The following is a 14780-nucleotide window of genomic DNA, read 5'->3' on the forward strand; positions in this document are numbered from 1 at the left end:
TGAATTAAGTAATTAATTAGAACCCAACCTGAATACCTAGCATGTAAGTGGTAGGTTTAGGATAGTTGTGCCAAATCATACCTTGTGAGAAAGCGCTGTTGCCGTCTCCCTGATTGGTAGGCGTAACTTCCGGATCACCAACAATTTTGTCTTTTACCAACAAGAAGAAGTTTTGAGCAGTAGCATAAACTCTAAGACGGCTCAATTTCAATTTGCTTGTTACTTGGTTGGGGAAAGTATAACCCAACAATAAGTTTCTACCGCGAAGGAAGGAACCGTCTTTAATCCACCATGAATCTACGTTGGTTACGTATCCTGCACGTGTATCACGAATCTCCGCAATCATCGTATTTTGGTTTTGTGGAGTCCATGCATTCAATACTGATGTATAGCTATTGGCCAAGGCTTGGCGGTCTTCGCTTGGGTGAAGGTTCATCAACATGACATCGTTTCCGTACGAGAACTGAAGCTCAAGAGTAAGGTCGAAGCTGCGATAACGGAGGGTGTTTGACATGGCTCCCCAGAATTTAGGGCTACCGTTTCCGATGATGCTACGATCTGCATCTGTGATAGCTTTATCGCCATTTACGTCAAGGTACTTGATGTCACCAGGAAGAATCGTCAAGCCGTTACGGTAGCTAGTAAATTTAGCGGCTTCTTCGCGTTCAGCTTCGCTCCATACGCCCAAACGAGTAAGCCCCCAGAAAGAACCTACCGGTTCGCCAATACGGATAATATTGGTAGGGTTGGTGAAGTTAGGACCACCTACGTTGAAGATATCCGAAGGAGTTGCCAATGAAAGTACTTTGTTGCGGTTAAATGAAATGTTGAATGTAGTATTCCATTGGAAGCCGCCACGGTCAATGTTTATTGTATTTAAACCAAACTCAAACCCTTTGTTTTCCATCGAACCAATGTTTTTGCGGATGGTAGCGTAGCCACTTGTACGTGGTACAGGAGCATCCAAAAGCATGTCGGTTGTTTTGCGGTAGTAGTAGTCAGCTTCGATTGAAACCCTTCCTTTGAAGAGTGAAATTTCAGCACCTACATCGGCTTGAGCTGTTTTTTCCCAACGCAAATCGGGGTTAGCCAAACGCGAAATACCCGTACCTGATACGCGTGCATCGTTGTAAATAGTAGCATAGTTAGAGCTCAAAAGTGACAATGAAGAGTATGCCGGAATTTCGGAGTTACCAGTCAGACCAAAGCTAGTGCGTAATTTCAAGTTGGAGATTACGGAGTTGTCTTTCATGAATTCTTCTTCAGATACACGCCAAGCCAATGCTCCTGAGGGGAAAAACGCAAATTTGTGGTTTTCTCCAAACTTAGATGAGCCGTCGGCACGTCCCGTCACAGTAAGTAAGTACTTGTTAGACAAGGTATAGTTGATACGTCCAAAGTAGGAGTTAAAGGCAAAACGAGACGCACCTGAACCCACGCTAGGGTTGGTAGCCCCTGCACCGAGGTTGTTAAAGCCAAAGTAGTCAGTAGCAAAGTTGTTGATACTTGCACTCATACTAAAAGCATTTGTTTCTTGCCAAGAAATCCCCAAAAGAGCAGTCAAAGAATGCTTGTCGCCAATTTGTTTGTTGTAAGTCAAATAGTTTTCCAACGACCAGAAGCTCTCTTTACGGTTGCTTGTAGAGGCATTACCGTTACCACCGATGTTGAGGGTACGAGTTTGAGATTGGTTATTTTCTTGGGTCTGTACGTTGATACCAAACACTGTCCGCATTTCAAGCCCTTTTGCAAGGTTAATGTTTGAATACATGCTTCCTATCGTCGTTTGCGTATTTAAGATGTATTTACGACCCATTAAGCGGTGCAATGAGCTCATCGTACCTTCTGCATACGGATAGTCGCGGTTGTTGGCGTATGTTCCGTCAGCGTATTGAGTAGGCATGAATGGGAAATCTTCCACGATCTGACGAGCTACTGCATCTCCTTGATCCACAATGTTTTCACTTTGATTGTTGTAGCTCAAAGTACCTCCTACTTTTAACCATTTTTTGATTTGGTCATCAATCGTAAAACGTCCAGAATAACGCTTCATGTACGAAGTTTTGAGGAGGCCTTGGTCGTCACGATAACCCAATGAAAAAGAGTATTGAGTACGTTCGTTACCCCCACTGAAACCTAATTGGTGGTTTTGAGAAAGTTTATGTTGTGAGGTTTCTTTGAACCAATCTGTGTCGTATAAAGGATTGCCATTAGCATCAAAAATACGAGGGTCTGTACGGCGAAGTTTGGGGTTTAAGTAGGCCCATTTTCCAGCCGCCCAACCTACGGGGTCATACTTGGCCATGTTTGCCCATGCCAAATCTTCCACAGCAAGGTATTGTTTGGCATTGAGTACTTCAGGGCGGTTTGGACCGATGGTATTTACGCTAAAGTCGGCGTTGTAAGTGACCGTTCCTTCTCCAGCTTTCCCTTTTTTGGTAGTTACCAAGATTACACCATTGGCACCCCTAGCTCCATAAATAGCCGTAGAAGAAGCATCTTTCAATACTTCTACCGACACGATGTCGTTGGGGTTGATATAGTCAATGGCTGACGAAAATTGGTTTTGATTACCCTGAGGCAGCATCACCCCATCCACTACATAAAGAGGATTGTTAGAAGAGTTGATAGAGCTAAAGCCACGTACCCGAATCGTAGTACGACCGCCTGGACGGCCAGAGTTGGTGTTTACTTGCACCCCTGGCATACGACCTGCAAGCGCTTGGGTGAGCGAAGGGGCAGGACGTTCGAGTAGTTGATCTGCTTTTACCGAACCTACGGCACCTGTTAAATCTGATTTTTTGAGGGTACCATAACCGATAACCACAATCTCTTCTAGCACTTTGCTGTCACTTTTAAGAGTAAGGTTGATAGAAGTTTGATTGCCAACGGCAATTTCTTGTGGTTCATAGCCCACAAACGAGAAAATCAAAGTAGCATTTGCGTCAGGAACATCAAGTTTGAATTGTCCATTTCCGTCAGTGACGGTACCTTTTTGCGTACCTTTCAATACAATACTTACACCAGGAAGCGGAGAGTTGGTTTCGTCAATCACTTTTCCTGTTACAGTTTTGTCAACTGATTTTTGATCCACATTAGTGGTGGTGAGTTTGTCGAGTACATCTCGATCAGGAGCGGCTTGGGAGATGTTGCTGCTCAAAAATGCTAAGATGCCTATCCCCATCATCTTAGCGAGCGAACCATGCGAATGTAATGGTTTGTTCATAGAGTGTTGCCATTGCTATGGCGTTTTAGGTTTGAAAACGACTGTACTAATTAAACAATGCACCCTAAGAAGAGGAGATTTTAAAATAATTACTTTCTTTATTCTAAAAAAAATATCCATTATCAAGCTATTAATTGAATTTTTTTAATATTTCATTTATTGTGTAGTGATTGTATAAAAAGGGTAAATCTGCTAATATGTGTATATTTAACACACATTTGTGTCTACAAAAAAGCATAATCCGTCTTGGACAAAAACCATTATAAAAAAATTGTAAAGAGATTCTCTCTCTAAGAACCTTTGGGTGTTTGTATCTAAATAGGTAGTTTTGGAAAATACCTTGTCTATCCATCCAAACTATTATTTTATGAGAAAGATATTACTCCTATTTGTGATTAGTTTCTTGGGAAAAACTGCCGTTTTGGCTCAAGAAGATATTCTGAAAAAATTACAAAATATTGCAGTTGTTGACCAAAAAGTGATGATGCCCATGCGAGACGGAGTGCGCTTGGCTACCGATATTTTTCGCCCCAAAACCGATAAGCCCGTTCCAGTCATTTTTTCTAAAACTCCTTATAATTTCAACTCTTGGGGTAACGGCGAAATGAATACCCGTACTTACCAAGCTGCCTTGGAGGCTGTTTCTAGAGGATATGCGTATGTGGTTCAGAATGAGAGAGGTAGATTTTTTTCAGAAGGTGAATGGGACATTCTTGGGCCTCCTACTACCGACGGCTACGATGCTTTTTCGTGGCTTACTAAACAAGCATGGTGTAATGGCAAAATTGGTACTATAGGATGCTCCTCTACCGCAGAATGGCAGATGGCGGTGGCTGCCCTCGACCACCCTTCTCACGCGGCGATGGTGCCGCAAGGCTTTGGGGCAGGTGTAGGAAAAGTAGGGGAGTTTTGGGAACAGGGAAACTGGTACCGAGGGGGTGTACAACAAATGCTTTTTACGGCGTGGCTGTATGGAACTCAAAATGACGCGGTTAGGCCGCAGTTTCCCAAAAATGCTACTCAAGAAGAATTACAGCGGGTGTCTCGATATTTTGATTTGGCCACTGAAATGCCGCCCGTCGATTGGTCAAAAGGATTGAGACATTTGCCAGTGCAGGATATTATTAAAAATGTGAACGGACAGAAGGGTGTTTATGAGAAGATGATTGTACGCAAACCCAATGACCCTGAATGGTTTAAAGGGGGCTTATATCACGATAATATGCCTTTTGGCGTGCCCAGTTTTTGGTTTGTATCTTGGTATGATGTGTCAAGTGCACCCAATTTGGCACTTTTTAATCATGTCCGAAAAAATGCTACTGACCCTCAAGTAAGAGATAATCAGTACCTAGTGATTGCGCCTACTTTGCACTGTGCTTACAAGAGAGCGACCGAAAATACCATCGTCGGAGAGCGAAGTGTAGGGGATGCCCGGCTCAACTATGACGAACAAATTTATGCTTGGTTTGACCATTGGCTCAAAAGTGAGGCTAACGATTTTTTCAAGAAAACACCACGCGTACAGTACTATACGATGGGTTCTAACAAGTGGCAGTCGTCAGAAACTTGGCCTCCTGCCGACGTCGAAATGAAAACCTACTATCTCAATAGTGGCGGAAAAGCCAATAGTCTTTACGGAGATGGTAAGCTTACGCTTCAAGCACCTTCCAAAGAAAACAAAACGGATGAGTTTGCGTATGACCCTAAATTTCCGGTGCCTTCTTATGGAGGAAATGTGTGCTGTACTGGAAATGCCGTACAAGGCGGTTCTTTTGACCAACATCAGATGGAAACGCGGCACGATATTTTGGTTTATACTACGGAACCCTTTAAAGACGGAGTAGAAATGACAGGACAAATCGAAACCACTTTGTATGTATCTTCGGATGCAAAAGATACCGATTTTACAGTAAAAGTTATTGATGTGTATCCCGATGGACGTGCTTATAATTTAGATGAAACAATCTTGAGAGCGCGCTATCGTGAAGGCTTTGACAAAGAAGTATGGATGGAAAAAGGAAAAGTGTATAAACTTAACCTAAGCCCTATGGTGACTTCTAATTACTTTGAACCAGGACATAGCATTCGTATCGAAATATCAAGCAGTAATTTCCCGCGTTTTGAAAGAAATCTTAATACGGGTGGTAAAAATTATGACGAAAAAGACGGTATCGTAGCGCATAATCAAATCCATCATTCAGCGGCTTATCCTTCTCAGGTGCGCTTGCCTCTGCTAAAGGCTAAGTAAATCTGATAGTAGCAGATACCAAGGTAGGTGTAAGTTCCGTTAAAAAAATGATAATTTTGTAGAGGCGCATACGAAGAGTAGCGCCTCTTTTGCCCTAATCCAAACTCAGAATATTTTGTGAAAAAACATCTTGCTTGGCTTTGTTTATTGCTCTTTTTGGGATTGGAAGGTTGTAAAACCTCCAAAAAACCTCGAACATCTCCCCGCGATTTTGGACCGATGGGGGTACGCCGTGAGATGAGAGCTGTATGGATTGCGACTGTCGATAACATCGACTGGCCTAGTCGTAAAAATCTTTCTCCTGAAGAACAGCGGGCTGAGTTTGTGCGATTGTTGGACACTCACAAACGAACAGGTATTAATGCGGTTTTTGTGCAGGTGCGTGCCGCTGCCGATGCCTTCTATGCCAAAAGTGAAGAGCCTTGGTCTGAATGGCTTACGGGCAAGCAAGGCAAAGCCCCCGAGCCTTTTTATGACCCGATGGAGTTTATGATTGAAGAGTGTCATCGGCGTGGGATGGAGTTTCATGCTTGGCTGAATCTCAATCGCGTGGCTCACCGGGTTAGTAAAAGTATCGCTTCCAACAACATCGGCAAAGTACATCCTGAGTGGGTCTTTGAATATGATGGCTATCGATTGTTTAATTTTGGCTTACCCGAAGTAAGGGATTATATTACCAATGTTACTACCAACATTGTCAAAAATTATGACGTAGATGGTATTCATTTTGACGATTATTTCTATCCTTATACCGTGACGGGGCAAACCCTTAAAGACGAAGCCGCTTATCAGGAATACGGGCGACGATTTCGCTCAAAAGACGATTGGCGTAGAGACAATATAGATAAACTTATCAAACAAATAAGTGATGCTATTACGGCTCAAAAATCCTATGTAAAATTTGGGGTAAGCCCTTTTGGAGTGTGGCGCAACAAACAAGATGACCCTAGCGGTTCGCCTACCCAAGCTGGGCAAACTTCCTACGACAATCTATATGCTGATACCAAAAAATGGATGAAGGCTGGATGGATAGATTACATGGTTCCGCAGATTTACTTTTCTACCAAGTTTGACAAAGTACCTTTCAGGACTCTCACGCTTTGGTGGCTAGATCATACTTATGGGCGTCATTTGTACATTGGGCAAGGGGCGTATCGGGTAGGGACGCAGGATAAAGATAAAACATGGGCCGACTATTCGGAATTGCCTCGACAAATGCGATTTATCAGAGAGTATAAAGAAATCACAGGGAGCGTATTTTATAGCTCTAAGTCATTGGTTAATAATAAGTTTGGTCATGCAGATTCGCTTCGGCAAAACTTTTATAAAGAAGCCGCTTTTCCTCCTCCTATGCCTTGGAAAGACCGACTTCCGCCTTTGGCTCCTCGCCAATTGCAAGCCAAGGATACTCGAAATGGCGTAGATTTGAGATGGATTGCTCCTGCCAAAGCAAGAGACGGGGATGAGGCGCGTTACTATGCCGTATATCGTTATGCTGACGATGAAGAGCCACGTTTATTAGCCGGTTGTTATGAAGGGCAAACACGCGCCCTTGACCGTACTGCACTACGCGGTAAAGTCTATACGTATGCTATCACGGCCTTGGATCGGCTTCACAATGAAAGCGAGGCTGTTTTGACAAGTGTAATAGTAAGAGCTAATATGCATGCTAGAAGCAGCAAATAAGCTTCATTTGCTGATTTTGATTTTCCAGTCAGGGCCACTTTTGATGCCGTATTTCCCCGCAAAATCTCCCATGTTGATAGCCAACGAAAATTGAAGAAGACTATTGAGGTAGCAGAGATTTTGCCCTTCGGGTACTTCACCAAAAGTATTGGCAAAGGGTATGTTTTCTTCAAATACCTGCTGAGAGCCATCCCAAATCGTAACTTTTACTTTTTGACCCGCTTTGATGCCCCATTTTTTGAGTAAATCGGCCGGTATATTGGTCCATACGTTTCCGTATTGAATATCCAAAATAGGAATATTACCCACGATATTGTTTGCTTCCAACTTGGCTTTTTGATAAGAAATCCGTACCACATCATTCGGCAAACGCTTTCCTACTTGCCCTAACGTAATAACACCCGCCGCAAGTCTCGCACCCGTATAAGCATATACATCTCGCCCGTGAAAAGTGTACGAAGCTTGCGAATTTTGGCGGCGATTGAGGGCTTCGTCTATTTCATGAACTTCCTCAATTCCCAACGACTCCGCAATCAAAGTAAAAGTACCATTATCAGGACCCACAAAATAGTGTCCACTTTTGGTTTTTACTACCACAGATTTCCGCTCAGTGCCTACTCCCGGGTCAACTACCGACACAAAAACCGAACCTCGTGGCCAATAAGACGCGGTTTGTTCGAGGCGATAGGCTGCTTCCCAAATATTGTATGCAGGGATTTCGTGGGTAAGGTCAAACAATTTTAAGTCTTGGCTAACACTCATCGAAACGCCTTTCATGGCAGCTACGGCGCCGTCCTTTAAACCAAAATCTGTTTGAAAAACCACGATTTTGGATTGGGAAAATACTGAAAAACTACTCAGTAAAAAGAATCCGAAGATATAAATGACTGTTTTCATAAGCGTATGTTTTTTTAAGTTAGTACGGAAAAAAGGGGAATACTTGCTATGTTTTTTAAGGAGTTAATCCACTCATTCTCTGTTTGTTTTAAGTATTCGATGATGCTAGGAGTAGCTACTTCTCCATTGACAAAATCAAGTAATAAAGCATCGCCTACCAATATTTCAAGGGCGGTTTTGGTATTGCCTTTTTCATAGGGACCTTGTCGCCATAAATTGGGGATGTATTCGTTACAAATTCTCAATAAAATCAAACTACTCAGAAGCGAGTGATTGGGTTGAGAAGAGGCTATGTGTATCTGAAAGCCGCCGGAAAGCTCGTTGGTGTGTTTGTGAAAAGTAGGAATAAACTGCAAAGGCCGTAAAATATAATTGACCCACGGTAGGTCAGCCGTAAAGTTTTCGAAGTCGTGTTTGATGTTTTTTAAGACATCCCAAGTTAAAGAAGGTGCTCCTACAATTTCAAAAGGCCGTGTAGTGCCTCTGCCTTCACTCAAAGTAGTGGCTTCAAACAAGCATTGGCCGCTATAAAGGGTGGCTGTTTGAAGGCTAGGAAAATTGGGAGAAGGGAGGATTTGCATAAAATATTCGTCGGTCGGGTAGGGTAATAGGTCAAGTGAAAAATCCCCTTGATAATAATGCTTTAGCCAAAGGGCTATTTCACCTAAACTAAGTCCGTGACGATGAGGCAAACCTTCATGTCCAATAAATGACGAAAAGGTTTTGGAAATCATACTGCCCTCTACTTGCCTGCCCGCAGGATTGGGGCGGTCAATTACCCAAATGTGAGGCGGATGCTGGCAGCAGGTGAGGGTTTCAAACAAATAAGCCAACGTAGTAAGATACGTAAAGTATCGGCAGCCTACGTCTTGAATATCAACAATGATAACATCAAGTGATTCTAATAAAGCAGGAGCTGCTTTGAGACTTTGTTCGTCGCGGCCATACAGAGAGATAAAATCAATTCCCTCCCCAAAATGATAGACATTAGTATTTTCGAGGGGTTCTTGGTCTTGAAGTTCGGCAAAAAGACCATGTTCGGGTACGAATACAGTTTTAAGAACATTGTTTTTGGCCAAAAGCTCAATTAAATATTGTTTTTTTTCAAAAACAAAAGCTGTTTGATTACACAAAAGCCCCACGCGTTTTTGAGCCTGAGAAAAAGAGGAAATAAGAGATGTTAAATTCATAAAATTCCAACTACATAATGATGGAGCAAGTTAGTGGATAAGTGGATTTATTAGAAAATAAGACACTAAAAAATGCAGCTTTAAGACAAATCTTGTGCTTCGATAAAAATTTAGCCATTCGTGTTCTATTTTCGCAAAAAAACAAAGTGATTACTCCAATGCACCAATCCCAAATTATCAACGAACTCGCCGAAAGCCGCGACAATTACTTCAATGCTGTAAGTCCGCCGATTGTACAGACTAGCAATTTTGTATTTCATGATTTTGCCTCATTACGAGAAGCTTTTGAAGACGAAATGTCGGCGTATTTGTATTCGAGGGGGCTTAATCCTACCGTCGATATTTTACGAAAAAAATTAGCGGCCTTGGACGAAGCGGAAGATTGTTTGGTACTCAACAGCGGTGCTTCGGCCATTTTTTGTGCAGTAATGACCAATGTCCAAGCGGGCGACCACATCGTAAGCGTACAAAAACCTTATACGTGGGCATGGAAACTGTTTGATAATGTTTTGCCACGCTACAATGTAGCCACAACTTATGTGGATGGGACAAAAATTGAAAATTTTGAAGCCGCGATTCTCCCCAACACCAAGGTGATTTATTTGGAATCACCCAATACCCTCACTTTCGATTTACAAGATTTGGAAGCGGTGGCAAAATTGGCCAAATCGCACGGAATTGTGACCATTATCGACAACAGCTATTGTACCCCTTTGTTTCAAAAGCCTCATCGATTGGGGATTGATATATGCTTGCAGTCGGCTACCAAATACATCGGGGGGCATTCAGACACCGTTGGAGGCGTACTGACAGGAACCAAAGCGATGATTAAACAAATTTTTGACCGCGAAGCGCATAATACAGGTGCGTTTATCTCGCCCTTCAATGCGTGGCTTTTGCTGAGGGGCTTGCGGACGCTGTCTGTCAGGCTGAAGGCTATTTCGGAAAGTACGCAAAAAGTGGTCGAATTTTTGAAAAATCATCCCAAGATTGAGAAAATCTATTTTCCTTTCGATCCTGATTTTGCCCAATACGAATTGGCACAAAAACAAATGTCAGGCGCTTGTGGATTGGTAACGATTGCGTTGAAAGCGCAGACTTATGCACAAATAGAAACCTTTACCCACAATTTACAACATTTTTTATTGGCAGTAAGTTGGGGAGGTCATGAGTCTTTGATTATGCCTAAGTGTGCGGGGATGCTCCCCGAAGATTTTGATGCTACCCATCAAGAGCATCGTCTAGTAAGATTGTATATTGGGCTTGAAGAAGCCGATTACCTTATCGAAGATTTGGCGCAAGCTTTGGAAAAACTATAGCCTAAACCCCGGCTGCGCTTTAAGCGCAGCCGGGGTTACTTTATTTCAATAGTGCATTTACAGCTTCCACGTCGGTCGCAGCCTTGGCAGGGCGAGGATGAGTATCATTAAATACTTCCAGTTCTTTACGGTCGAGAAGTGGCGTATGACTTTCGTCGATGCTCCCGTCAGCTTTAAGAATTTTTGAAATATCAAGTGCGAGATGCTTCGCCAAAAACCGATACATCGCTGCCCGTTTAGAAGGACCATAATCGTGCTTTTCGTCAGGCAAGTGATGATTTTCTAAGTTATTGGCTTTTCCATAAAGAGCATATATTTTTTGAATATGCGGGAATTCATCTTGCGGATTGTTTTTGGTCCAATCACCCCCGTCGGAGACAAGAAGCATCGGGCGAGGAGCAGCTAAGGCTGCAATTTCTACGTTGTTAGTTTGAAAATCTCCTTTTTTATGAACGGGCATTCCACTTTCACAAACACAGCCTCCAAAAAAATAAGCCGACACCATCACCACCGGCACCGACACCTTGATGCGCGGGTCAAGTGCAGTAAGCATAAAAGTCTGAGTTCCCCCGCCAGACTCCCCCGTGACTCCTACGCGGTTTTTGTCGATGTTGGGTTGGGATAATAAAAAGTCTAAAGCTCTGATACTGTTGATAGTTTGTAATTTAAACGCTTTAGGGATTTTATGTTCTTTCAGCTGCGAATCGCTGTACCCAACCATGTCATATGCAAACACCACAGCACCCATACGGGCTAAGTTGCCACACCGAAACTGCATAGGCTCCAGAAAACGGGCGTTGGGCTCGCGGGTATGTCCGTGAGGGCACAAAATCGCGGCAAAAGGCCCTTTTTGATTCAAAGGTTTGTAAAGATTGCCCGTTACATAATATCCCTCTATGCTTTCAAATGCCACATTTTCGATAGTATATCCGTCCATTTCGCGCTTACTATGGATAATAGGCTTTGATTTGGGGCGAGGAGGAAGCTGAGTGAGTTCGCCACCCTCCAAAATACGTTGTTTGATTTGCTGCGCGCGTGTTTCCCAGTCTTTTTTAGAAGTGGGAACATGTTCTGCCAAAAAACTCCGGCCTTGCTGCTCCGTAAAATACGCTCCTTGACAAAGCTCAGGAGTAGATTGGGCCGAAGCTAAATGGCAAGCCAAGGACACGATTATAAGGTAACAAAAACGTTTCATAAGTTATGAGATTTATAGTTTTATAAAGTCAGCCGAGAGGGCAAATTACCTTACAATTTTGCCGCCATTTGTGTATAGCATGTATTTTCAGCCTAAAGATTTGTATTTTTGAATACTTAAAACGATTTTTTGCCATGTCAGCTATCGCCAATAGAGAACAACAAATCACCAGCCTCATAAAGAAGTTATCGGCTAATGAGCAAGATGCTTTATTGAAAGCTTTGAAGAAACAACTGCTTTTAGCTAAAGCTGAAAAGTTAGAACATTCAGTCAAAGACAATCATATCAATATGAGTGAAATTGTAGAAGAGGTTCGTAAGGCTCGAAAAGCACGTCATGAGAGCTAGAGTGGTTGTGTTGGATACCAATATTTGGATAAGTTATTTTATCAAAGCAAAATTCAGTGAATTAGTAGATTTAATCATTGACAACGATTTGTTAGTGTATTCTTCCGATGCTTTGATAGAGGAATTAACAGAAGTTTTAGGACGTAACAAATTTTCTAAATATCTGACTTTGCCTATCAGCGATTATATAGAGTTTCATCAAGAATTAGTCACTATTGTCAAGCCTAAAATTAAGTATACTTCTAGTCCTGACCCTAAGGATAACTTTTTATTCGATTTAACTATTCAACATAAAGCTCGTTATTTAGTGACGGGAGATAGAAAGTTATTGGCTCTGGGTAAGGTAGAAAATGTCGAGATAATTTCGCTAACTGCTTTTAAAACGCTTGTTTCCTTACGCAATTCTTAACCGTCAAAAAAATATGAAAGAAATAAACGAAGAACGTCGCGACTTTTTGAAATGGACTGGTTTGATGGGCGTAGGAGTGATGGCAGGAGGAATGTCGCAATCTTGTGCTACCGCACAGGTCCCTTCTCAGTTGGGATATATTCAGCAACAAGCCCAGCACTCATCTCCCCAAAAGTTTAATATGAGTGGGTACGGTGCTCCTAAAATCGATACCGTCCGTATTGGATATATTGGCTTAGGAAACCGAGGTACGGGGGCTATTAATCGGATTGTGTATCTTGAAAATGTGGAAGTAAAAGCCCTTTGTGATATAAGAATCGAAAAAGCCCAAGCTGCCAAAAAACTGATGGAAGGTACTACCCATTCTCCTGAGGTATATGGTGGTAAAGAAGATGATTGGAAACGTCTCTGTCAGCGAAACGACATAGATTTGGTATATATCTGTACTCCTTGGAATCTTCACGCACCTATGGCACTCTATGCGATGGAACAAGGTAAGCACGTAGCAGTCGAAATCCCCGCCGCTACGACAGTAGAAGACTGTTGGAAATTGGTCAAAACCTCCGAACGTACGCGCAAACATTGTATGATGCTCGAAAATTGTTGCTATGATTTCTTCGAACTCTTGACCCTTAATATGGCCCGTCAAGGTTTTTTTGGGGAAATTGTCCACGTAGAAGGTGCGTATATTCACGATATTTTTGATTCATTGTACGATAAATCAAAACGATATGATTTGTGGCGATTAAAAGAAAATCAACGCAATGGGAATTTATACCCCACACATGGCTTGGGTCCCGTATGCCAAGTACTCGACATCAACCGTGGCGATAAGATGGATTATCTGGTAGCTATGTCGAGCAATGATTTCATGCTTGCTCCCAAAATCAAAGAACTTGCCACCAAAGACGATTATTTTGGGCAGTTTGCCCAGAAGAGCTTTAGAGGCAATATGAACACCACTACGATTCGTACCCAAAAAGGGAAAACAATTATGCTTCAGCACGATGTAACCTCGCCACGGCCTTACAGTCGTATCCACTTGGTGAGTGGTACCAAAGCCACGGCTCTCAAATACCCTTTACCGGGGCGTATTTCGTCGGGACATGAGTGGGCTACAGAAGAAGAGTTTAAAAAATTAGAAGAAAAATATCAGCCCCAGATTGTGAAAAAAATTGGAGAACTTGCCAAAAAAGTAGGAGGCCACGGTGGAATGGACTTTTTGATGGATTGGCGATTGATAGACTGTCTTCGCAATGGCTTACCGCTCGACCAAGACGTATATGACGCTGCGTCGTGGAGTGTGATAGCACCTCTAAGCGAATGGTCAGTGGCAAATCGCTCCAATTCGATTGATATTCCTGATTTTACGGGAGGGGCTTGGAAAACCAATCATCCTGTAGATATATCTTTGGAAAAAGGAGGCAATACAGGCGTAAAAAAACGTTCGGCATAAGTAAAAACAAATATATGAATACCACGATTTTAGAATCAAGCGCGGCTTTAGGTGAAAAGGGCGGAAATATTGCCGCTCACATCATCCGAGAGGCGATTGCTACAAAAGGACAGGCTAACGTGATTTTGGCCACAGGCACGAGCCAATTTGAGACCCTTCAAACATTGATTGCCAGCGAAGGAATCGATTGGTCGAAGATGGTGATGTTTCACCTTGATGAATACATCGGTCTCCCCGTGTCGCATCCCGCTAGTTTTAGGAAGTATCTTTTAGAACGATTTTTGGCCAAAGTTCCCCCGTTAAAAGCCAGTTATTTGATTGATGGCGAAGGAGATGCAAGTGCCGAATGCGAGCGTTTGGGAAATCTTATCAGTCAACATCCCATTGACGTGGCTCTGGTGGGAATTGGAGAAAATGGCCACTTGGCGTTCAACGATCCCCCGGCCGATTTTGATACAGAGCAGCCGTATATCGTGGTGGATTTGGACGAGCAATGCCGTACGCAACAAATGAATGAGGGGTGGTTTGCGACCATGAACGATGTTCCTCGACAAGCCATTAGTATGTCGGTCAGACAAATCATGAAATCCGCAAATATTATTTGTTCGGTGCCTGAACTTCGTAAGGCCAAAGCCGTAAAAGACTGCTTAGAAAATGAGATAAGTAATCTATTTCCGGCGAGTATATTGCGACAGCATGCTCAGTGTGAGCTACTCTTAGAACCCGAATCGGCGAGCTTACTTACCATTATGAAATAAAACTCAAAAGCATTCATAAAAAAAGACCACCTAATCTAAGTGGTCTTTT

11 protein-coding genes are annotated in these 14780 nt (G+C 42.7%); 7 read left to right on the plus strand and 4 right to left on the minus strand.

What is annotated here, in order from left to right; genetic code table 11:
* Nucleotides 1-16 precede the first annotated feature (16 nt).
* Nucleotides 17-3226, minus strand: coding sequence for a TonB-dependent receptor (locus P1X15_RS24545; RefSeq protein ID WP_277340779.1), 3210 nt, complete (start codon nucleotides 3224-3226; stop codon nucleotides 17-19).
* A gap of 367 nt (nucleotides 3227-3593) precedes the next feature.
* Here P1X15_RS24545 and P1X15_RS24550 point away from each other — a divergent pair, with 367 nt between their 5' ends.
* Both P1X15_RS24550 and P1X15_RS24555 read left to right on the plus strand, forming a co-directional pair.
* On the plus strand, nucleotides 3594-5474 hold the full coding sequence (locus P1X15_RS24550; RefSeq protein WP_277340780.1) for a CocE/NonD family hydrolase: 1881 nt from the start codon (nucleotides 3594-3596) through the stop codon (nucleotides 5472-5474).
* Between the two features lie 117 nt (nucleotides 5475-5591).
* Nucleotides 5592-7160, plus strand: coding sequence for a glycoside hydrolase family 10 protein (locus P1X15_RS24555; protein WP_277340781.1), 1569 nt, complete (start codon nucleotides 5592-5594; stop codon nucleotides 7158-7160).
* A 3-nt stretch (nucleotides 7161-7163) separates the two neighbouring features.
* Here the strand turns inward: P1X15_RS24555 and P1X15_RS24560 are convergent, their stop codons facing one another.
* Together P1X15_RS24560 and P1X15_RS24565 are read right to left on the minus strand one after the other, a co-directional pair.
* Nucleotides 7164-8057 (minus strand): S-adenosyl-l-methionine hydroxide adenosyltransferase family protein, encoded by an 894-nt coding sequence (locus tag P1X15_RS24560; protein WP_277340782.1) that lies wholly within the window; start codon nucleotides 8055-8057, stop codon nucleotides 7164-7166.
* 14 nt (nucleotides 8058-8071) lie between these two features.
* Nucleotides 8072-9247 carry a DUF1343 domain-containing protein gene (locus tag P1X15_RS24565; protein WP_277340783.1) on the minus strand — a complete coding sequence of 392 codons (1176 nt, stop codon included), beginning with the start codon at nucleotides 9245-9247 and terminating at the stop codon, nucleotides 8072-8074.
* Nucleotides 9248-9405: 158 nt separating this feature from the next.
* Between P1X15_RS24565 and P1X15_RS24570 the strand changes: the two genes are divergently transcribed.
* On the plus strand, nucleotides 9406-10566 hold the full coding sequence (locus P1X15_RS24570; RefSeq protein ID WP_277340784.1) for a PLP-dependent aspartate aminotransferase family protein: 1161 nt from the start codon (nucleotides 9406-9408) through the stop codon (nucleotides 10564-10566).
* A gap of 40 nt (nucleotides 10567-10606) precedes the next feature.
* On the opposite strand, the gene P1X15_RS24575 is transcribed toward P1X15_RS24570, so the two are convergent.
* Nucleotides 10607-11761 carry a S9 family peptidase gene (locus P1X15_RS24575; RefSeq protein WP_277340785.1) on the minus strand — a complete coding sequence of 385 codons (1155 nt, stop codon included), beginning with the start codon at nucleotides 11759-11761 and terminating at the stop codon, nucleotides 10607-10609.
* A 134-nt stretch (nucleotides 11762-11895) separates the two neighbouring features.
* On the opposite strand from P1X15_RS24575, the gene P1X15_RS24580 reads away from it, so the two are divergent.
* From P1X15_RS24580 to P1X15_RS24595, 4 genes are read left to right on the plus strand one after another with little or no spacing between them, the layout of a single operon-like run.
* Nucleotides 11896-12108, plus strand: a complete 213-nt coding sequence (locus P1X15_RS24580; protein ID WP_277340786.1) for a hypothetical protein — start codon at nucleotides 11896-11898, stop codon at nucleotides 12106-12108.
* Nucleotides 12098-12517, plus strand: coding sequence for a putative toxin-antitoxin system toxin component, PIN family (locus P1X15_RS24585; protein WP_277340787.1), 420 nt, complete (start codon nucleotides 12098-12100; stop codon nucleotides 12515-12517). The genes P1X15_RS24580 and P1X15_RS24585 overlap by 11 nt, the downstream gene beginning before the upstream one ends.
* Nucleotides 12518-12530: 13 nt before the next feature.
* Nucleotides 12531-13973: a Gfo/Idh/MocA family protein gene (locus P1X15_RS24590; RefSeq protein WP_277340788.1), complete on the plus strand. Its 1443-nt coding sequence runs from the start codon at nucleotides 12531-12533 to the stop codon at nucleotides 13971-13973.
* A gap of 14 nt (nucleotides 13974-13987) precedes the next feature.
* Nucleotides 13988-14731 (plus strand): glucosamine-6-phosphate deaminase, encoded by a 744-nt coding sequence (locus P1X15_RS24595; protein WP_277340789.1) that lies wholly within the window; start codon nucleotides 13988-13990, stop codon nucleotides 14729-14731.
* Nucleotides 14732-14780 lie beyond the last annotated feature (49 nt).

Origin of the sequence: Runella sp. MFBS21 (genome assembly GCF_029433105.1) — a bacterium.
Lineage (GTDB): Bacteria > Bacteroidota > Bacteroidia > Cytophagales > Spirosomataceae > Runella.